Raw genomic sequence first — 21,229 nt, forward strand, 5'->3', positions numbered from 1 at the left:
AATTAGTTCACCTTTAATTTCTTAATATAATCTTTATAAGGAGTAAGCTTTGTAATTTTTTCTATTAACTTATATATAAAATATGAAAATAGAACTGTGTATATCATTCCCGGTATAGATGTTATAAGTAATACTTTTAAGTTAACGCCTATTATTTTTGACATAACTACTCTGCTCATAAATGTTCCTATTGGTCCAACTAGTGAAACTACTATTAAACTAGTTCCAAAAACGCTTATGATTTCACCCACTACAATTCTAAATACCATTGCTACAACTACATTAAGTATTGTATGTGTTCCCATTATTAAATTTATAATGCTTGCTATCATTCCAGCAGATATATATTTTCTAAATCCAAATGTAGCACATATTCCTATTGCTATAGGAGCTGACATTTGAAATTCAGTTCCTGGTATAATACCAGGAAGTTTAAACGAAGCAGATAATGCTATTATCGTTGCTAAAAGAGCAACTAGTGTTATATTCTTACCATTACTTTTCATACTTTCCTCTTTAAAATATAAAGTCACTTTCTTTATTTTTCTTTAAAATATTCTATAATACTTTCTTTAGCTACATTAACCATAAAGTCAATTTCTTTTTCACTTATTACATATGGTGGCATAAAATAAAGTATATTTCCTAAGCATCTTAGTAATACACCTTTTTCTAGTGCTATTTTATATATGTTATAACCAACACGTAGTTCACTTTCAAAAGGTTCCTTTGTATTTTTATCTTTTACTAGCTCTATCGCTCCTATCATTCCTATTTGTCTATATTCACCAATTTGTGGAATATCCTTTAATATGCTTGTTACTCTACTTCTTAAATATTCACTTTTATACTTATTTTTGTTTAATATATCTTCATCTTCAAATATATTTAAAGTTTCTATTGCTACACTACATCCTAAAGCATTTCCTGAGTAACTATGGCTGTGAAGAAAAGCTTTCATAGTACTATAATCATCATAAAATGCATCATATATTTTGTTTCCCATAAGAACTAGTGAAAGCGGCATATATCCGGCTGTTAATCCTTTAGATAAACACATTATGTCTGGTGATATATTTGCATGCTCACATGCAAACATCTTTCCCGTTCTTCCAAATCCAACTGCAATTTCATCTGCTATTAAATTTATATCATATTTATCACATATTTGCCTTAGTTTAACTAAGTAATTAGGTGAATAAATCTTCATACCTGCTGCACATTGAACTATTAGTTCTATTATTATTGCAGTAACTTCTTCATGTATCTCACTTATCTTTTCTTCCATATATTTAAAACATTCTGCATTACATGTACTTCTTTTCTTATTAAACTTACATCTATAACAGTCTGGTCCTTCCACTTTAACTGTTTCAAGAAGTATTGGTTCGTATATTTTGCTATATAAATCCATATCACCTACAGATAAGGCTACTATTGTTTCACCATGATATGAATCACTTATTTTTACAAATTTATATTTTTTATCTTTTCCAATTTGCTTATGATATTGAAAACTTAATTTTAAGGCAATCTCTACAGCTGAAGATCCATTATCTCCGAAAAATACTTTATCTAATCTGTCTGGAGTAATATTTACAATTCTCTTACAAAGTTCAATAGCTGGCTTATGAGTAAAATTTGCAAATATAGTATGTTCCAAACTATTTGCTTGTCTATATAATGCATCATTTATTCTTATATTACTGTGACCAAATAAGTTAACCCACCAAGATGACACTGCATCTAAATATAATTTTTTATTTACATCTTGTAAAAATACACCCATACCCCTTTCTATCACAATAGGTAAAAACTCTTCATAGTCTTTCATTTGAGAACAAGGATGCCAAATATACTTTAAATCTTTTTCTTGTAATTTTTTCATTTTCATAGTTATATATCCTCTTTACTTGAATAAGCTCATAAGATTACTTGTATCAAAATTATCATATTCTTTTTTTATATTTTTATTTTTAAAATCATCTAGTTTATGTATAACTCCCAATATATCAAGTTTAGTTATATTTTTTATTACACTAATATTATCATCTTCATAAAAATTTCCAGTATATCGATTTATAAATATTCCCTTACAATTAATATCTTTATTTTTTAAAAACTCATATGTAAGAACTGTATGGTTTATTGTTCCTATATATGGACTACTTAGCATTACAACATCTAAATCCAAGTCTTTAATTAAATCATAAATATAGTAATCATTATCAATTAAAGGAACTACAACACCCCCAGCTCCTTCTACTACCACGTAATCATATTCATTAGTAAGTTTTTTATAGTGATTTATTATATTTTCTTTTAATATATTTATATTTTCTATTTTATCTGCTAAATGCGGTGATACCTCATTATATAGGCAGTAAGTATTCATTTTTTCGTAATTCTCATCTAAGTCACATATTTCTTTTATATATTTAATGTCTTGAGAAATTAAAAGGTCCTCACTTTTTATCCCTCCACTTTGTATTGGTTTATATGGTATAACACTATAGCCTTCTTTTTTTAATTTATATACGATACCTCCAGTAATAAATGTCTTACCAATACCTGTATTTGTTCCAATTATAAATATTCCTTTTCCCATAATTCTTACCACTTTTCTTAAACTATATTAAATCCTAAATTTTTTATCATTTTTATATCCTCAGATATTCCATTTCCACAAGTCGTAAGCAAATCTCCCGTTATTGTTGCATTAGCTCCACCTATAAATGCTAACTCTCCATAGTTAGTTAAAAAATTTCTTCCTCCTGCTAATCTTATTTGAGCTTTTGGATTTATAAATCTATATATAGCTAACGCTATTAAAAAATCTTCCTCAGTTATTTTTTCTACATCATTCATATTAGTTCCAGGTATATTATTTAACATATTTAGCGGTATAGAAGTTATATTTAATTCTCTTAATTCAAATGCCATATCTATTCTATCTTCCATACTTTCACCAAGACCAAATATCCCCCCACTACAAACTTCTATACCTACTTTTTGTGCAGCTTTTATAGTATCTATTTTTTCATCATATGTATGTGTACTACAAATCTTTGAGAAATGATTTCTAGAAGTTTCTAAATTGTTATGATATCTAGTCACTCCAACTTCACTAAGTAATATCATATCTTCTTCATCTAGCAATCCATGTGATGCACAAGTTTTTATATCTACATTTCTGTTTATAAACTTATATGATTCAACTACTTTTTTCATTTCTGACTTGCTAAGTCTTCTTCCTGATGTAACTATTGAGTATCTTTTTACACCTTTTTTAGCATGATATTTTGCATCTTTTATAAACTCTTCTGTAGTCTTTAATCCATATACATCTATATCAGTTTTATGAAAGGCTGACTGTGCACAGAATTTACAATTCTCACTGCACTTTCCACTTTTACCATTTACAATCGAACATAAGTCAAATTTATTTCCTAAGAAATGTTCTCTTATTTCATTTGCATATTTAGATAAACTTTCTAAATCATAATTTAGTAAACTTATAGCTTCTTTCTTATTTATTAAATATCCATTTTTTATTTTAGTAGCTAATTCTTGTAACAAGTATATTCTCCTATTTTCTATATAAATAATTTGTTTATATTTATTAATATAATTTATTTTTTTATTTAGGTTAATCTAAATATGTTTATAGGTTTACCTAAGATTTAAAATTAATCTAAATAAAAAGTTATAAATTGTAAATTTCGATTTTGTTTGTAAAAGAAGGTTTTCTTTAATATTAAGTGAATACTTAGAAATTATATAGTTATAAAAAGGAGGGTTTTATTTTGAAAGAACTATCTTTAGTAGAAAAGTATATTTTATGTATATTAGATAATAAATTACTCAGCCTTGTATAAATCAAAATACTATAAATCGTGTATTATAAATGCATGCTTGTGGCAACTATTTACTATGAGTTTAATAAGATTTGATATTAACAAGAAAATTATTCTTAATAAAGATTTTAACGATAATATACCTTATCTTAAAACCATTTATGATAATATTAATAATTATAGCTATAGAACAATTCAAAAAATAATTGATGATTATATGTTTGCTTATTCAAATTACTCATTATATTTTATTATAGATAATCTATTATCATCATTAGTATCAAAAAAAGCTATTAACATAAAAACTAAAAATAGACTTTTTAATGAAAAAATAATTTATGAATCAAGCCCTGAAATTATTAACACAATTATTTCTAAAATAAAGGTTGAAGTTCTTACTGATTATCATCCATCTAATGAAATTATTATTTTAACTTTATTGCTCCTAAAAAGTAATGTGTTAAGTAATTATTTCTCTAATTCTGAAATAAAAGAAATAAAGTCAATATTAAGTAAATATGTAAAAAGTAATGAAATAGGCCTATTTATAAAAGATATTTTAATTGATAAGAAATTAGATATCGATAATATGGCTCTTGCTTAAACAAAAAATAAGTATCTTACAAATATATAATTTAAGGTACTTATTTTTTATGTATATTTTTTTAACAAAGTTTATTATATAATGGGTTTATTATTGTAAATTTACATAAAATATATTATTATATATCAATAAATAATTTTAAGTTCAAATAATTATTTATTTCACCATTTCTATTTAAATTTAAGGAGATTATAAAATATGGATGAAAATAAAAAACCTAGAAAACCTCTAATATACTATTATTTATCGACGCTAATAATAGTAATGTTACTGAATGCGTTTTTATTTCCAAGTATGAAGTCATTAAGTACAGAAGAAGTAGATTATGGCAAATTTATATCAATGTTAGAAAATAAAGAAATTAAAGATGTTGAAGTCCAAAGTAATGAAATTGTATTTACTTCATCTAATTCTAATGATAAGAAGGTATATATAACTGGTAAAATGGATGACCCTGATTTAGTTAATAGACTTGAAAAAGCAGGAGTAACATTCTCAAAGGTTATACCTCAGGAAAATTCTCCTATAGTTAATTTTTTACTAACTTGGATAAGTCCAATATTAATATTTGCCTTATTAGGTCAAATGTTCTCAAGGATGTTAGCTAAGCGAATGGGTGGTCCTGGAGCAATGCAATTTGGAAAAAGTAATGCTAAAGTTTATGTAGAAGCACAAACTGGTAAAACCTTTAAAGACGTTGCAGGACAAGATGAAGCAAAAGAAGCTCTTACTGAAATCGTAGATTTCTTAAACAATCCAGATAAATATAAACAAATAGGAGCAAAAATGCCAAAAGGAGCTTTACTTGTTGGCCCTCCAGGTACAGGTAAAACTTTGCTTGCTAAAGCAGTTGCTGGTGAAGCAAGTGTTCCATTTTTCTCTATTTCTGGATCTGAATTCGTAGAAATGTTTGTTGGTATGGGGGCTGCTAGAGTTAGAGATTTATTTAAGCAAGCTCAAGAAAAAGCACCTTGTATAGTTTTTATAGATGAAATTGATACTATAGGTAAAAAACGTGATAGTGGTAATGGAGTGGGTGGAAATGACGAACGTGAGCAAACCCTAAATCAGTTACTTACAGAAATGGATGGATTTGATGGAGGGCTTGGTGTAGTAATCCTTGCTGCTACAAATAGACCCGAAAGCTTAGACAAAGCGCTACTTAGACCAGGACGCTTTGATAGACGTATACCAGTTGAAATGCCTGACTTAGCAGGTCGTGAATCTATACTTAAGGTACATGCTAAAAATATAAAAACTGAATCTAACATAGATTGTAATGTAATAGCAAGAGCAACTTCTGGTGCATCTGGTGCTGAACTTGCTAATATAGTTAATGAAGCTGCTATTGCTGCTGTTAAAGATAATAGAAACTTAGTGTCTCAAAAAGATTTAGAAGAAGCTGTAGAAGTTGTTATAGCTGGGTATCAGCGTAAAGGTGCCGTTATTTCTGATAAAGAAAAGAAAATAATCGCTTATCACGAAATTGGGCATGCTCTTGTTGCTGCTATTCAAACTAATAGTGATCCAGTTCATAAAATAACTATTATACCTCGTACATCTGGTGCATTAGGATATACAATGCAGGTTTCAGAATCAGAAAGTGTTCTAATGTCTAAAGAAGAAGCATTTAATAAAATAACTACATTCACCGGTGGACGTGCTGCAGAAGAAATTATTTTCAATATATCTACATCTGGTGCATCAAATGATATAGAACAAGCAACTAAAATTGCTCGTGCTATGGTAACTAGATTTGGTATGAGTGATAAATTTGGTATGGTTGCCTTAGAAACAGTTAATAATCCATACTTAGGTGGCGATGCTTCTCTTACTTGTTCTCCTGAAACTGCTACAAAAGTGGACCAAGAAGTATTGAGTATTATAAAAGAAGCTCATGAGAAAGCTAGTAAGATATTAAGAGAAAATATAGATAAGTTACATGAATTATCTGAGTATTTACTTGAAAAAGAGACCATTACAGGATCTGAATTTATGAAAATATTAAATAGTGAGAATTTATCAGAAAATGAATCTTCTGAAACTCAAATAATAGATGATAACCAAAGTATACTAGATATAAAAAAATAATAAAAATGCTAAAGAGCATATGATAATATACAATTATTTATATATTATCATATGCTCGTTTTTATAAATCATTTGTACATCCTATCTTCTTTATTTGATATACTATCTGAATCTATATTATTTTTTATTGCATTTGCAATAGCTTCTTCTATAGTTTTACCTTTAGCCATTAAACTAGTTGTATTATAACTTATCTTATCTAAAGTACCAAAGCAAAATCTACACTCACTAGTAAATGCTAATAATGTATAATGCCCATCATATTTTTCTTTTGATATATAATCAGCAACCGTTATTGCTTGAACCAAATCCATCTCTTTCATATCTCTAATAAATGTTACGTATTTTTTCTGAACTATGCTCTTTTCTTTAGAATTATCAAATTTAACTATAGCTTCTTTTGAGTTTATATCTTGTATAAAAACTCCTATTTCTTTATAAGTTTCACCATCATCATATAAAATTCTGTCTCCAAACCTCATAATATCTCTCCTTTTAAATTAATATATCTTTATAATATTGAATTTATTATTATACAAACATAAATTAATTTTTATATCTATATTACATATTATTATTTTTTATATTAAAAGTAGCTTGTCCTCTTAAGTAAAAACTTAAATTTTGTATAATAATACATATATTTTTATTTTTCATATTTTTATTTATAAATTGTATATTATAGTATAAAATATGATATGTTCATATTTTAATTTAAGAAAAAGGTGATTTTATGGAATTTTTACAATTTGATGATTTAAGTCTATTTTCTAAAATAGGCCTTGATGAAGAAACTCTAATGATACATAGTAAGTGTGGAAACTACAGCTTTTATATTAACTTTAAAGATGAAATAAAAGGTGTTGATTACTATGACCTAGCAATTGCAACAAAAACTTCTAATGGATTTATAAACAAATCTGGAGATGCTAAAACTGTAAAAAGAGCTGTTATGGATACATTATCTGGAAAAGAAGTTAGAGATGATATTAAAAGAAAAATTGATAAACCTAAAGTTAATAGTAAAAATAATTCTAATACTAAGACGAAGGTTCCATTTTATTCTAATTCATCTAAAAAAAATCGTAGATTTAAATAATAAAAGATATAGATATGCTTATTTTAATAAGCATATCTATATCTTTTATTATTTAAATTTAATTAAATCTTTTAGATATATCTTCTAACTTATTTAGTAATACATTGGCTTCATTTATTGTATTATATAAGCCTAAGCTAATTCTTATCATTCCTAAACTATCTTCTCCCGCAAATACGTCACTATACGCATCTGCATCACTTACACCTAATAATCGATGTACATATGGATGGGCACAAAATTTACCAACTCTTAAAGATATTCCAGTTTCATCAGCTATAACAGGTCCAATATCATAACAACATTTATCTTTTATATTAAAAGTAATAACACCTAGTCTATCATCAATATAATTTGTATCTCCATATATAATAATATTAGGTATTTTATTTAATCCATTTATAATGTATTCTTTTATATCTTTTTCATGTAACTGTATTTTGTCTAAATCAATCTCCTTTAACTCTTCCAATGCCTTTGCCATACTTATTACACCAAAAAAGTTTTGAGTTCCTGCTTCATACCTAGATGGTAAAGGTGACCAAACTACAGATTTATCAAATACACCTTTTACACATCCACCACCTACTAATATCGGTTCTGAATCTTTCAAATACTCTTTAAGTCCAACTATTGCTCCAGATCCAAATGGTGCATATGCTTTATGAGCAGAAAATGTTAAGAAATCTATTTCCTCACCCTTTGATTTTCCCTTCATATCTACACTCTTATGAGCTATTAATTGAGCTGCATCTACTACTATAATTGCACCATATTTATGAGCAATTTTCGCTACTTCATGTATAGGATTTATATATCCTGTTACATTTGATGCACCTGTGATAGTCACTATTTTTATTTTACCATTAGCTTTTATTAATTGATTTTCTATATCTTCAATTTTAACTCTTCCTAACTCATCAACTTCAGCATAAACAACTTTACCAACTTTTCTAAAAGGTAAATCATTAGCATGATGTTCCATTCTAGTAGATAAAATCATATCATCTCTATTTTGTATAAGTTCATTAGCTAAAATATTTAATGATTCTGTATCTGATTTCGTATATATTATTGTATGTGTGTTAGTGTCTTGTAGATTGAAAAATTTTAATATACTTTTTCTTGTGTTATTAAATATCTCTGTGCAATAATCACCTTTAAATCCAACACCTCTAGCTATTGGTCCATAATTCTTTATATTATCTTCAATTATTTTCATAACACTTTTTAGAGGTGGTGTAGTCGCACCATTATCGAAATTTATAGGTGTTACATATCTTCCATCTTTAAGTTGTATCTTCTCTTCTATTCCTTCAAATAAATACCTATAATCCAAATTAACACCTCCTTAATATTAATAATATGGCATTTTACCTAAAATGATTCTCCTTTTTACAATTTGCCTTTAAATTACAATAAAAAAGAATGTATTTTGCAAATTTGCTCCATACATTCCATAATTAACTTACTCTAAATTAAGCTTTTTATCTAATATATAAGTTATTCCAAATAAAATAATAATTCCTAAAAGGATATATATAACTATATCATATATAAAATATGAAGAAAAAACTTTACTCATTTCTGATAAATTAATCATAAAATCATTTGAACTATTTATAGGTATATCTAATCTAGTTTCATCTATTGTATTTATAAAAATACTACTTATTAACTCATATATTTTACTTGATAATATATTTATAACAAAGAAACTAATAAATGCTACTAAGTTTCTATGTTTATTAAATATTGGTAATTGCCCCATAGATACTGATAAGTACAATGTTAAAATAAATACTGAGTATGATACTATCATAAACAATAGTGTTACTAAAATCATATTTGATATAGGATGAATTTGTGAAAATACTTCAGATAATACTGATATTAATTCTAAAATACTTATTTTACTTATAATAAATCCCATTATAGTAAATGAAAGTATTGATACTATCCCACTTAATATTGCATATAGTAATGATACAATATATTTTGATAAAACTAATTCTCTTGATGATACAGGAAGAGTAAACATTAAATATCCCTCATCATCTAATAGATTTTTTCTAAATCTTTGTATTGTAATCATTATAGTCAACACTACAAGAGCTACAAATAATCCAAATAATACTATCATTGATATTCCTTGAATTTGAAAAACTTCCATATTCATACTAAATCCAACTATTAATGACATAAATATAATAGCACAGTATAATGGAAAAAAAGTTCTGCCACAAGCCTTTAGCTCATATTTTATTAATTTACCTAACATCTAAATACCTCCCTAAATAAAGCATCTATAGATTTACCTTTTTCACTTCTTATCTCTTCAACATCTCCTTGAAGAACTATACTTCCATCTGATATAAATATTACCTCGTCACATATATTTTCTATCTCACTAATTAAATGAGTGGCTATTAATAATGTACTATTTTCATCAAAATTAGTTAATATAGTATTTAATATATAACTTCTAGCCGCTGGATCTACCCCTCCTATTGGCTCATCTAATATGTAAATATCTGCTTTTCTTGACATAACTAATATAAGTTGAACTTTTTCTTTAGTTCCCTTTGACATATTTTTCAGTTTTTCATTTATATCTATTGAAAGATCTTTTAACATAGAATTTGCTTTAATTTCATCAAAGTCTTCATAAAAGTCCTTAAAAAATTTTATTATATCTTTTACTTTCATCCAATCATTTAAATACGTTCTTTCTGGTAAATAGGAAACTTTATTTTTAATTTCTTTAGATGGTTTTTGTCCATTTATAAGTACTTCACCTTCATTAGGAGTTAATAATCCATTAATTAGCTTAATCATTGTACTTTTACCATTTCCATTAGGACCTAATAATCCTATAATTTTACCTCTTGGTATTTCTAAGCTTATATTTTGTAAAACTTGTTTTTTACCATAACTTTTACTTACATTATTGAATCTTACTACACTATCCATTATCTATTCCTCCTACAAATTATTACTTATAATTTCTTTTATTTCACTCATATCATATCCTAAACTTTGTAAAGTTTGTTTTAGATAATTAATTTGTGCTCTAGCTATTTCATCTCTCATATTGTTAATTTTATCTTTATCATCTGTTACAAATCTTCCACTAGTTCTTTTAGAGTACACAAGTCCATCTCTTTCTAATTCTGATAAAGCTTTTTGCATAGTATTAGGATTTACCTGTGCATCTTGAGCTAGTACTCTTACTGAATCTAACTTAGAACCTATAGGTATCTCACCTGATACAATTTTATATTTTATCTGTTCTAATAATTGTATATATATTGGTTTATTATTATCAATTTGCCAATTCATTTAATCACCTCAATTGTATTATTCAATTAATACAATGATATAATAATTCAAATTTATTTGCAATATATTTTAATAAAAAAATGGTATATCTCAATATTGAGATATACCATTTCTTCTAGCATCCACATCCACAATTTTTATTGCATCCGCATGAATTATTAGATACATGTGAAGAATTATATCCATAATCAGCTAAGTTGCAACCTTCTACATCTTCATATAAGTCTTCATAGCACTCTACACTTTTAGCTAAGCAAGCTTGTGCTTGTTGCATTAAACATATACCTTGATCTGCTAATTGGTCATATTGAGCCCAAAGTTCATTAGCTCTTTTACATTCTTCTATAGCTTGTTGTTTTAAGCATTCAGCTTTTTGTTCAGCAGCCAAAGCTTGTTGAGCTATTCTATTAGCTTTGTTATTTATACATTCAGCTTGTTGACATTTTTCGTTAGCTAGTTGTTTATATTCATTACAGTTAGACATATTGCTTGAAGGATTCACTACATTAGATGTATTGCAAGAATTACACCCGCAAGATTTATTCACATTTGATTTACATCCACAAGACATTTTTCTAGTTTTATTTTTCATAAATATCACTAACCACCTTTTTAATATTATATTAGAGAATTATCTCTCTTAATATATACTATTCAAAAGCCGATTAATTGCGACACATTTCTTTATTTTTATTCTTATTTTTTAACAATTTCACTGCTATACCTATAAATAAGATACTAATTGAGATGTATACTAAACACTGAAATATACTTAAACTACTTGAAACATTAGTACTAGTTTCTACATGTTCTATATTAGATAAAAAATGACTTACTACTACTGATAATCCATTATTTAAAAAGTGCATAAGCATACTTACAAATATAGAATTAGTTTTACATACTGCATAAGCAAAAGATATTCCAAGAATTCCTGTTGGTATCATTCTTATAAAATCCATATGCATAAATCCAAATAACACACCTGTTAATATTACTGCTCCAGTACAAGTTTTTTTATTATCTTTAAATGAACTTAGTAAGAACCCTCTAAAAAATATTTCTTCACAAATAGCTGGCATACATGCTACTATAAGTAAATTTAATATAAAATTATCCTTCATAAATAATGCATCATTTAGTCCATCTACTACTTCCATACTTTTAGGGAATAACATTATAAGTATTTGACTTATTAACATAACCCCAATATATGTACCTATCCATAGACTTATTGCTCCAAATACTTGTTTTATGCTTGGTATATTTAAACTAAATACTTTTTTAAAGTCTGATTTTATATAATAAGCAAATAATAAAGGAAGACCTATTATCATTACTTGAGTCATAGCAATTCCTGCCATTCCAAACTTCATTTGTACTAAACTGCCTACATATATAAGTAAAACTAATCCAAAAGCATATAATATTATACCATCACTCATACTTGGCATAGTTCCCTTTTTAATATTTGAGCGCTTTTCTAAGAATGAAAAACTTCTACTACTCCCAAATAGTATTTCTTCTGAGTTAAACATCTTAGACAATAAAATAACAGCTAAAATTACAAAAGTAAAATTAGATATAAATACCATCGCTACTAAATTAATCTCTGAGTTGAATCCTAATACACTTTTTATAAGTAAAGATATATTAACCACTGGTATTATAGATGTAAAAGTATCAAGTTTGATAGTTGGTATCATTGAAGCATATGATGGTATAAGCACTAAAAACATAACTGGTGTTATATAGTTTTGAGCATCTTTAAAGCTTTTAGCTAAAGAACATACACACATACTTACAGCAGATATAACCATTGCAAATAAGCATATACATAATAATGTTATTATTAGAGGAAAAATTAATTCTCCTATATTAAAACTACTTAAAGATATTCCTTCTACTACACCTCCACTTACAAATAAAAATCCTAGTGTCAAAAGTATGGATAATACATTTAATAATGCAGTCACTATTGCACAAAAAGATACTGCCATATATTTCCCCATTACCAATTCTAAGTTCGTTATAGGTAATGTAAATAGCGTTTCTAAAGTACCTCTCTCTTTTTCTCCTGCCATAGAATCTATTGCTGGATAAATTGCTCCTAAAAGAACTCCTATTATTAAAATAACTGGTATAATTTGACCAAGTAATGACCCTGCTATTTCTTCTGTTTTTGCCACATCTATAGTTTCTATTACTACTGGTTCTAGTACTTCATTAGGGCTTAATCCAATTTCAATAAGCTTTGTCTCTACAATATTAGTTTTATATTTTTCAAATATATTTTCTAATTTATTAATTACTGTACCAGATTTTTCCTTCGATGAATTTAGGTAAATTTCATATTCTTCTATATTATTATTTATATTAGTAATTATATAAGCATCTATATTTCCATCCTCTAATTCTTTTTTATAATTATTAGTCTCTATTAGATTTATATTTCCATTTTTATCATTTTTCTCTTCATCCATCAACTTTATTAGTTCTTGATTTGGAGTTTTTTCAAAAGCTATATTTATATCATCTTTTTCCATACTACTCATTGATGCACTCATTATCTGTGTCATTATTATCATAATTACAGGGTATAGAATTAATGGAAGTACAATTCCCATAAATAAAGTTTTTTTATCTCTAAGAATGTCTATCATTTCTTTCTTAAATATAGATTTAACCATTTTAGTCCTCAATTAGATTCCCCCTTTTACTAGCAATATTTATAAATATATCTCTTAAACTTTGTGTATTGTATTCACGTTTTAATTCTTCACAACTTCCATTTGCTATTATTTCTCCTTTGTGAATCATATAAATTTTATCACATAATGTTTCTGCTTCTTCCATATAGTGAGTTGAATATAATACAGTTTTTCCATTATCCCTTTCATTTTTCATAAAATCTATTATAGACTTACTACTTATTACATCTAATCCTAATGTTGGTTCATCAAATATATAAATTTTTGGTGAATGAATTAGACATCTTGCAATAGAAGTTCTTTGATTTTGCCCTGTTGATAAATTTTCGATACGATTGTCTATAAAGTTCTTCATATCCATCACTTCTACTATATGGTCAATTGATTTTTCTATTTCATATTCTTCCATATCATATAAGCTTCCAAAGGTAGTGAGTAGTTCTCTTGGAGATAATCTATTATATAACTTTGTATTACCGGATATATACCCTATTTCTTTTTTTGCTAAATTCTTATCTTTTAAGTAATCGTACCCTGCCACTTTTATACTACCTGATGTTGGTGTTAATATTCCACCTAACATTCTTAGCAATGTTGTTTTACCAGCTCCATTAGGACCTAATATTCCTATTATTTCTCCTTTTCCAGCTGTAAAAGATACATTATTTACAGCTAAAAATTCTTCTTTTTTGGTTTTTAATTTTACTTTTTTATTTGACTCATCTTTTACTACTCTAGTAAATGATTTACATAAATTACTTACTTCAATCATCTCTTGCTCCCTTCAAAATTTTATTTTGTATAAATATATTATAATGTATATATTATCAATGTAGTACAAATAAAAGAGAATCATGCATTACATAATCCTCTTTTATTCATACTACATTAGACTTTATTTTTCTTATCATTTTAAAATATGTTAATATAGTAACTAATAGTATTTTTTATTCCTTCTTCAAAACTATATTTGGGCTTCCATCCTAATTCTCTTTGTATCTTAGATGAATCTATTGCATATCTTAGATCATGACCTGGTCTATCTTTTACATATTTAATAAGTGAGTCAGGCTTATTTAACTCTTTTAATATCATTTTAACAATTTCTATATTGCTTTTTTCATTATTAGATCCCACATTATATATTTCCCCAAGTTTGCCTTTATGGATTATTATATCAATAGCTTCACAATGATCTTTTACATGTATCCAATCTCTAACATTCATTCCATTTCCATAAACCGGTAGACTCTCATTATTTATAGCTTTACTTATTATCAAAGGTATAAGTTTTTCTTGATGCTGAAACTCTCCGTAATTATTTGAACATCTAGAAATTGTTATAGGCAGATTATAAGTTCTATAGTATGACTTAACTAATAAATCTGCAGATGCTTTTGATGCTGAGTACGGTGAGCTTGGATTTATTTTTGAATTTTCATTGAATAATAAATCTTTTCTGTCTATTGGTAAATCTCCATATACTTCATCTGTTGACACTTGATGAAACTTTTTTATATTATATTTCCTACATGCTTCTAGTAATACTTGTGTTCCTAATATATTCGTTTGTGTAAATATCATTGGATTTGATATTGAATTATCAACATGCGACTCTGCTGCAAAATTAACTACTATATCAATATTTTCATTTTCGAATAAATAAAATATAAATTCCTTATTACAAATATCTTCTTTTATAAATTTATAGCTTTTATTATTTTCTAGTTTTTTTAAATTACTTATATTAGATGCATATGTTAATTTATCTAAATTAATTATTTTGTAGTCTTTATACTTATTCATCATATAATATATAAAATTTGTTCCTATAAAACCTGCTCCTCCAGTAACTAAAATTGTTTTCATAGTTAAAATTCTCCTTTATTTATTGCTAATTAACTTAAGTAATTGATTATAGTAAGATGTTTTTTTATATGACTCAGCTAATTTAATGAGTTTATCTCCATTTATATATCCTTTATTGTATGCTACTTCTTCTATACATCCTATATTTATATTTTTTTCAGTTTGCATTTTATAAACAAGATTTGATGCTTTTCTTAGTGCATTATAATTTCCTGTATCTAGCCATATAGTATCCTTAGATAATAATTCTACACTAAGTTTTCCTTTAGCTAAATATTCATTATTTATAGATGTTATTTCTAATTCTCCTCTTTCTGATGGATTTATATTTTTAGCTATTTCTATAACATTATTATCATAAAAATATAATCCAGGAACAATATAATTTGATTTTGGATTTTTAGGCTTTTCTTCTATAGATACTACTCTATAATTCTCATCAAACTCTACAACTCCAAATTCACGTGGGCTGTCTACTTCATATCCAAATATTAGAGCACCATCTCTTAAATGAGATGCTTTTTCTATCTTATTTATAAAATCAAATCCATAAAATATATTATCTCCTAGTATTAATGATACACTATCGTTGCCTATAAATTCTTCTCCTAATATAAATGCTTGTGCTAAGCCCTTTGGTTTATTTTGAATCTCATAGCTTAATTTAATTCCTAACTGACTTCCATCTTGTAGTAAATCTTCATACATAGGTAGATCCCTAGGTGTAGATATTATAAGAATTTCTTTTATTCCAGCCAACATTAATACTGATAATGGATAATATATCATTGGTTTGTCATATACAGGTAAAATTTGTTTTGATATTGATTTTGTCAGTGGATATAGTCTGGTTCCAAGACCTCCTGCAAGTATTATACCTTTCATTTAATATCAACCTCATCATTTACATACTTTTATGTCTTAAGAATTATTTATTTCTTTTATATATTCTTCAACTGCAACTTTCCAATCTGGAAGTAAGTGAAAATTATTATCTTTTAATTTATCTTTATTTAATCTACTATTTAGTGGTCTTATTGCTTTTGACTTATATTCATTCGTAGTTATTGGTATTAAGTTTATATCTTTATTAGCTATTTCGAATATTATTTTTGCAAGTTCATACCATGTGCAATAACCTTCATTCGTAGCATGATATGTTCCATATTTTTTACTTTCAAGCATATCTACTAATAATTTTGATATATCTTTTGTATATGTTGGTGATCCTATTTGATCGTTTATTACACTTATTATTTCTTTATTATTAGATAGGTCTAACATCGTCTTTATAAAGTTTTTACCATTTATTCCAAATACCCATGATATTCTTACTATAAAATATTTTTCTAATAAAGTTCTTACATATTGCTCTCCTATATATTTGCTCTTTCCATATATATTTATTGGATTTATATTATCATCTTCATTATATGGACTTTGTTTATTTCCATCAAATACATAATCTGTGCTTATATATATCATAGGTATATTTAAAATATTAGCACATTTCGCTATATTTTTAGTTCCTCTTCCATTTACCTTCATACATAAATCAATTTCCTCTTCAGCTTTATCTACGTTAGTATATGCAGCACAATGAATAATTGCATCGCAGTTACTATTTAATATATAGTCTTTAGTTTGACGGTCTGCTGTAATATCCATTTCTTCTTTTGTTGGACAAATTGGAATATAGTCCCTTTTATATAACTCTTTTACAAGATCATATCCTAACTGACCTTGACTTCCTGTAACCAGCACATTTTTCATATTACTACTATCCTTCATATTTAAAAGGTATATCTACTTCATACAGAGTCTTTAAATTTTTGTCTTTTTCTGAAATAATTAAATTATCTACATTATCTATTGGCCAGTCTATATTTATATTTTTATCATTCCATATAATTCCACTTTCATGTTCTGGATTATAAAAATCACTACATTTATATGTGAATATAGCTTCTTTTGATTTTACTAAAAATCCATGAGCAAAACCTACTGGTATATAAAGCTGTCTTTTATTTTCTTCTGATAGAAGAACCATTTCATATTGTCCGAATGTTGGTGATCCTATTCTTAAATCAACTGCAACATCATAAACTGTGCCCTTTATAACTCTTACAAGTTTACCTTGTGGATTTTTAGTTTGGAAGTGAAGTCCTCTTAGTACATTTTGAGTTGATTTTGATTAGTTGTCTTGAACAAAGTTCATTGTTAATCCATTATTATAAAATTCTTTTTTATTATAGTATTCTAAAAAATAACCTCTTTTATCTTGAAAAATCTTTGATTCTATTACGTATAATCCATCTATCTTTGTATATATAAATTTAAAATTTTCCAATTTATTCACCCTAATCATATACATAATTTAAACTTTATTAATCTATACTTTTTAATTTATCTATAAGCATCTGCTTTTCTAATTCTAATATATTCTTACTTCTATTTTTTATTTTTACAGCAGGGCATCCTACATATATAGACCATTCATCACAATCATTCTTTATTAGCGAACAAGCACCTATTGCTGTTCCTACTTTTACTCTTACACTTGGTAAAACAGTTGTTCCTGTTCCTAGTATTGAGTGCTTTTCTAAAATTACTTTCCCTCCATATATATTTCTATATTTATCATCTACCATTGGGTTTGCCATTGCATTTCCAGAATAATCATCAGAAATAGCATATATTACACATCTAGATGATATTGATACAAAATCATTTATTTCAATACCTTCATCTCCTGCAAATAATCCAACATATGCTGATATATGAACATAACTACCTATCTTTATATTTCCACTTAAAATACAAAAATCATCAATCCTAACATTGTTTCCAATATACACGTTTTCTGCATTATAAATGCTAGCTTTTTTACTTATTAGTACATTATCTCCAAAATTTTTTAAACCTAATTTGTACAATTCTTCTCGTGAAAAGAAACTATTCATTTTTATCCTCCAATTAATTGAGTCGTATATTAGCTAAATATTATTTTCTCTTAACCATTTATTAACTATTTCAATTTGTTCATTTGTAGGCGTAGATACAGTTTTGTACCAATCTATACATAAATTAAAGGTTTTATCAAATACATTATTCATAAATTCTTTATCATATCCAAACTTTTGACAAGATAACTGTTTTGTGGATTTTATCGCATCTAGTGTTTCTATGATTTCTTCTACTCTAAGTGAGTAACTATTAGCTCTTTTATGTCTTCTAAATACTGCAACTATACTGTTTATTGATAAAGCATTACCTCCAAGTAATGCTCTTTGATATAAATCTATATCTCCAAATCCATCCATATGATTTACTTCTACATACTCTAAATTACGTCTATTATGCATAACTGATAATGTTGTTGGTGGTTTTCTCTTTATTATACCTGATGAAATTTCTAAAAAGTAATTATTTTTGTCTATTTCTGGTGGTAGATTTAATTCACGTATTTCTATATTATTACTTATATTTCCTTCATAATATACAATCATATCGCCAACGATAAATGATATATTATTATGTCTAGAATATAAATTTATGCAATTAGTAAAAAAGTCATTATCAATATAAAAATCATCATCATTCATAAATATAACATAGTCACCTCTGGATAAATTATATCCTTTTTTTTGACTTTTTCTTGATCCTATATTTTTAATATTTTTATAATATTTTATTCTACTTTCATTCTTGTACTTATTTTTTATAATATCTTCTGTTCTATCTGTAGAAAAATCATCTATTATTATAATTTCAAAGTTTTTATAGCTTTGTCTTAAAATACTTTCTATTGATTCTACAATAATATGTCCCTTATTATAAGTTGGAATTATTATACTTATTACTTTATTTCCATAAACTATATTTTCTCTATAATTAGTTTTAAAAAAATAATCTTCTAACATAGATATATCCTCATTAGTCAACTCCTCTACCTTATTTAAATAAAATCTTAATCCGTCTATAGTAAGATTTTTATTTTTTACTTTTTTCATAATGCTATTAAACATATCTTTATTCTTAATTCTAAGAAAAATATTACTTATATCATTAATCATATAAATCCCTTCAATTACATCTTATAATATACTTAATTATATCTATAATATTTAATATGCTTTCTTCTTCTAAATCTCCATATATAGGTAATGTTAATGTATTGTTTGATACATAATATGCGTTAGATAGATTTTTCGTATCATATCTTCCTTTATAACAATCAAATTCTACTGTCAATGGATAAAAATATTTTCTACAAAAAACATTATAATCTTGTAATTTTATATATAGAGAATCTCTACTAATCCCTAACTTTTCTTCATTTATTAATATTGGGAAATATGAATAATTATGCTTAACACCAGGTTTGTCTTGAACTGTATAAATACCATCTATATCCTTTAGATTTGATCTATATAGATTTGAAATATTTTTTCTCTTTTCAATTTCTTTTTCAATATAATTTAAATTAACTAATCCCATTGCTGCTTGAAATTCACTCATCTTTGCATTAATACCTATTGATTCAACTTTTTCAGAGTTTACTATTCCAAAATTTTTATAATCATTTAGTTTACTTATTAATTCTTTATTATTAAATGTTAAAAGTCCACCTTCTATAGTATTGTAAACTTTAGTAGCATGCATGGAGAACATTGATACATCCCCAAAGTTACCTATTCCTATATTATTTAATTCAACTCCAAAAACATGAGCTGCATCATATATTACTTTTAAATTATATTTTTTAGCTATTTCTTCAATTTCATATACATTACATGGATATCCATATACATGAACAGGTACTATAGCACATGTTCTTTCTGTGATTAAATCTTCAATTTTATTTGTATCAATAGTAAAGTTCTCCATATTTATATCACAAAATACTGGTTTTAAGTTATTTTCTATTATTGCGTGAGTTGTTGATGCAAATGTAAAAGGTGTAGTTATTACTTCTCCTTTTAGATTTAATATATTTAAAGCACTATATAATACTAAATGTCCATTTGTAAATAATATACTATTTTTTACTTTTAAATACTCTCTTAATTTTGACTCTAACTCATTGTGTATAGGTCCATTATTTGTTAACCATCTACTATTCCATATTATTTTTAATTTTTCATAATATTCTTCAATAGGTGGGAGAAAGGACTTTGTTACATATATTGGATTTTTAAACTTCTTCATTTTATCACCTTATTAATTATGATTTTTATTTAATTTATCAATATAAGGGAAAATCTCCTTTTCTCTCATAATCATTACATCCTTTTCTAACTCATTTTTTATTTGTACTTTTCGGTCTTGATTTAGATTGTATCCAGTCATATCTCTTGATTCTCCACCCCATCTTCTATATATTGTTATTACTTTTATAATTCCTATTCTACATCCTTTTCTAGTTATATTTAATAACTTTGGATAATCTGCTAATTGCTTATAATCTTCATCATACATTCCAAATTTTTTTATAAACGCTCTAGTATAGTAAAGATGTGATCCTGATATAAAATTTCCTTTACATAATTGTAAATATAAATTTAAAGGATCACCATTTAATAAATCTTTATACTCTTTAGGTATTTTCTCTATACTTATCGGCTTCAAGTTTATATCACAGCTATATTCAAAA

General features: G+C 26.0%; 22 protein-coding genes and 1 pseudogene. 3 read left to right on the forward strand and 20 right to left on the reverse strand.

Annotation, left to right across the window (positions count from 1 at the left end; genetic code table 11):
- Positions 1-2 precede the first annotated feature (2 nt).
- The 4 genes from EIH23_RS09200 to bioB are packed head-to-tail and all read right to left on the reverse strand — an operon-like array spanning position 3 to position 3,579.
- Complete coding sequence (locus tag EIH23_RS09200) at positions 3-506, reverse strand: hypothetical protein (RefSeq protein ID WP_122639999.1); 504 nt, start codon at positions 504-506, stop codon at positions 3-5.
- Positions 507-538: 32 nt separating this feature from the next.
- The gene (bioA, locus tag EIH23_RS09205) at positions 539-1,894 is read right to left on the reverse strand and encodes an adenosylmethionine--8-amino-7-oxononanoate transaminase (RefSeq protein ID WP_330566208.1); all 1,356 of its coding nucleotides are present in this window, start codon (positions 1,892-1,894) and stop codon (positions 539-541) included.
- 15 nt (positions 1,895-1,909) lie between these two features.
- Positions 1,910-2,608 carry a dethiobiotin synthase gene (gene bioD, locus EIH23_RS09210; protein ID WP_122640000.1) on the reverse strand — a complete coding sequence of 233 codons (699 nt, stop codon included), beginning with the start codon at positions 2,606-2,608 and terminating at the stop codon, positions 1,910-1,912.
- 17 nt (positions 2,609-2,625) lie between these two features.
- Positions 2,626-3,579, reverse strand: a complete 954-nt coding sequence (gene bioB, locus EIH23_RS09215; RefSeq protein WP_147516711.1) for a biotin synthase BioB — start codon at positions 3,577-3,579, stop codon at positions 2,626-2,628.
- Positions 3,580-3,933: 354 nt separating this feature from the next.
- Between bioB and EIH23_RS09220 the strand changes: the two genes are divergently transcribed.
- Both EIH23_RS09220 and ftsH read left to right on the forward strand, forming a co-directional pair.
- Positions 3,934-4,461 (forward strand): hypothetical protein, encoded by a 528-nt coding sequence (locus tag EIH23_RS09220; protein ID WP_122640002.1) that lies wholly within the window; start codon positions 3,934-3,936, stop codon positions 4,459-4,461.
- Positions 4,462-4,659: 198 nt separating this feature from the next.
- Positions 4,660-6,552 (forward strand): ATP-dependent zinc metalloprotease FtsH, encoded by a 1,893-nt coding sequence (gene ftsH / locus EIH23_RS09225; protein WP_122640003.1) that lies wholly within the window; start codon positions 4,660-4,662, stop codon positions 6,550-6,552.
- Between the two features lie 68 nt (positions 6,553-6,620).
- On the opposite strand, the gene EIH23_RS09230 is transcribed toward ftsH, so the two are convergent.
- Positions 6,621-7,034: a hypothetical protein gene (locus EIH23_RS09230; protein ID WP_122640004.1), complete on the reverse strand. Its 414-nt coding sequence runs from the start codon at positions 7,032-7,034 to the stop codon at positions 6,621-6,623.
- A gap of 251 nt (positions 7,035-7,285) precedes the next feature.
- On the opposite strand from EIH23_RS09230, the gene EIH23_RS09235 reads away from it, so the two are divergent.
- Positions 7,286-7,651 carry a hypothetical protein gene (locus EIH23_RS09235; RefSeq protein WP_122640005.1) on the forward strand — a complete coding sequence of 122 codons (366 nt, stop codon included), beginning with the start codon at positions 7,286-7,288 and terminating at the stop codon, positions 7,649-7,651.
- Between the two features lie 58 nt (positions 7,652-7,709).
- On the opposite strand, the gene EIH23_RS09240 is transcribed toward EIH23_RS09235, so the two are convergent.
- The 15 genes and pseudogenes from EIH23_RS09240 to EIH23_RS09310 form a co-directional block, all read right to left on the reverse strand.
- Complete coding sequence (locus EIH23_RS09240) at positions 7,710-8,990, reverse strand: aminotransferase class V-fold PLP-dependent enzyme (RefSeq protein WP_122640006.1); 1,281 nt, start codon at positions 8,988-8,990, stop codon at positions 7,710-7,712.
- A gap of 129 nt (positions 8,991-9,119) precedes the next feature.
- Entirely contained in the window at positions 9,120-9,932 is an 813-nt protein-coding gene (locus tag EIH23_RS09245) for an ABC transporter permease (RefSeq protein WP_122640007.1), read from the reverse strand.
- Positions 9,926-10,624, reverse strand: a complete 699-nt coding sequence (locus tag EIH23_RS09250; protein ID WP_122640008.1) for an ABC transporter ATP-binding protein — start codon at positions 10,622-10,624, stop codon at positions 9,926-9,928. Before EIH23_RS09250 ends, EIH23_RS09245 begins: the two co-directional genes overlap by 7 nt.
- Before the next feature lie 12 nt (positions 10,625-10,636).
- Positions 10,637-10,993: a GntR family transcriptional regulator gene (locus EIH23_RS09255; protein ID WP_122640009.1), complete on the reverse strand. Its 357-nt coding sequence runs from the start codon at positions 10,991-10,993 to the stop codon at positions 10,637-10,639.
- 115 nt (positions 10,994-11,108) lie between these two features.
- On the reverse strand, positions 11,109-11,585 hold the full coding sequence (locus tag EIH23_RS09260; protein WP_122640010.1) for a hypothetical protein: 477 nt from the start codon (positions 11,583-11,585) through the stop codon (positions 11,109-11,111).
- 73 nt (positions 11,586-11,658) lie between these two features.
- Positions 11,659-13,695 carry an ABC transporter permease subunit/CPBP intramembrane protease gene (locus tag EIH23_RS09265; RefSeq protein WP_122640011.1) on the reverse strand — a complete coding sequence of 679 codons (2,037 nt, stop codon included), beginning with the start codon at positions 13,693-13,695 and terminating at the stop codon, positions 11,659-11,661.
- Positions 13,685-14,476, reverse strand: coding sequence for an ABC transporter ATP-binding protein (locus EIH23_RS09270; RefSeq protein ID WP_122640012.1), 792 nt, complete (start codon positions 14,474-14,476; stop codon positions 13,685-13,687). Before EIH23_RS09270 ends, EIH23_RS09265 begins: the two co-directional genes overlap by 11 nt.
- Positions 14,477-14,616: 140 nt before the next feature.
- The gene (rfbB, locus tag EIH23_RS09275) at positions 14,617-15,573 is read right to left on the reverse strand and encodes a dTDP-glucose 4,6-dehydratase (protein ID WP_122640013.1); all 957 of its coding nucleotides are present in this window, start codon (positions 15,571-15,573) and stop codon (positions 14,617-14,619) included.
- 15 nt (positions 15,574-15,588) lie between these two features.
- Positions 15,589-16,458 (reverse strand): glucose-1-phosphate thymidylyltransferase RfbA, encoded by an 870-nt coding sequence (gene rfbA / locus EIH23_RS09280; RefSeq protein WP_122640014.1) that lies wholly within the window; start codon positions 16,456-16,458, stop codon positions 15,589-15,591.
- A 36-nt stretch (positions 16,459-16,494) separates the two neighbouring features.
- Positions 16,495-17,346 carry a dTDP-4-dehydrorhamnose reductase gene (gene rfbD / locus EIH23_RS09285; RefSeq protein ID WP_122640015.1) on the reverse strand — a complete coding sequence of 284 codons (852 nt, stop codon included), beginning with the start codon at positions 17,344-17,346 and terminating at the stop codon, positions 16,495-16,497.
- Positions 17,347-17,353: 7 nt separating this feature from the next.
- A pseudogene (rfbC, locus tag EIH23_RS09290) lies at positions 17,354-17,947 on the reverse strand (dTDP-4-dehydrorhamnose 3,5-epimerase).
- Positions 17,948-17,960: 13 nt separating this feature from the next.
- Entirely contained in the window at positions 17,961-18,536 is a 576-nt protein-coding gene (locus tag EIH23_RS09295) for an acyltransferase (protein WP_122640016.1), read from the reverse strand.
- 33 nt (positions 18,537-18,569) lie between these two features.
- A complete protein-coding gene (locus EIH23_RS09300; RefSeq protein ID WP_122640017.1) occupies positions 18,570-19,649 on the reverse strand; it encodes a glycosyltransferase family 2 protein in 1,080 nt (359 codons plus the stop codon).
- A gap of 10 nt (positions 19,650-19,659) precedes the next feature.
- Positions 19,660-20,784 carry a DegT/DnrJ/EryC1/StrS family aminotransferase gene (locus EIH23_RS09305; RefSeq protein WP_122640018.1) on the reverse strand — a complete coding sequence of 375 codons (1,125 nt, stop codon included), beginning with the start codon at positions 20,782-20,784 and terminating at the stop codon, positions 19,660-19,662.
- A 12-nt stretch (positions 20,785-20,796) separates the two neighbouring features.
- The gene (locus EIH23_RS09310) at positions 20,797-21,204 is read right to left on the reverse strand and encodes a hypothetical protein (protein WP_122640019.1); all 408 of its coding nucleotides are present in this window, start codon (positions 21,202-21,204) and stop codon (positions 20,797-20,799) included.
- Between the last annotated feature and the right edge of the window lie 25 nt (positions 21,205-21,229).

The organism is Romboutsia sp. Marseille-P6047 (assembly GCF_900604535.1).
Classification (GTDB): domain Bacteria; phylum Bacillota; class Clostridia; order Peptostreptococcales; family Peptostreptococcaceae; genus Romboutsia_E.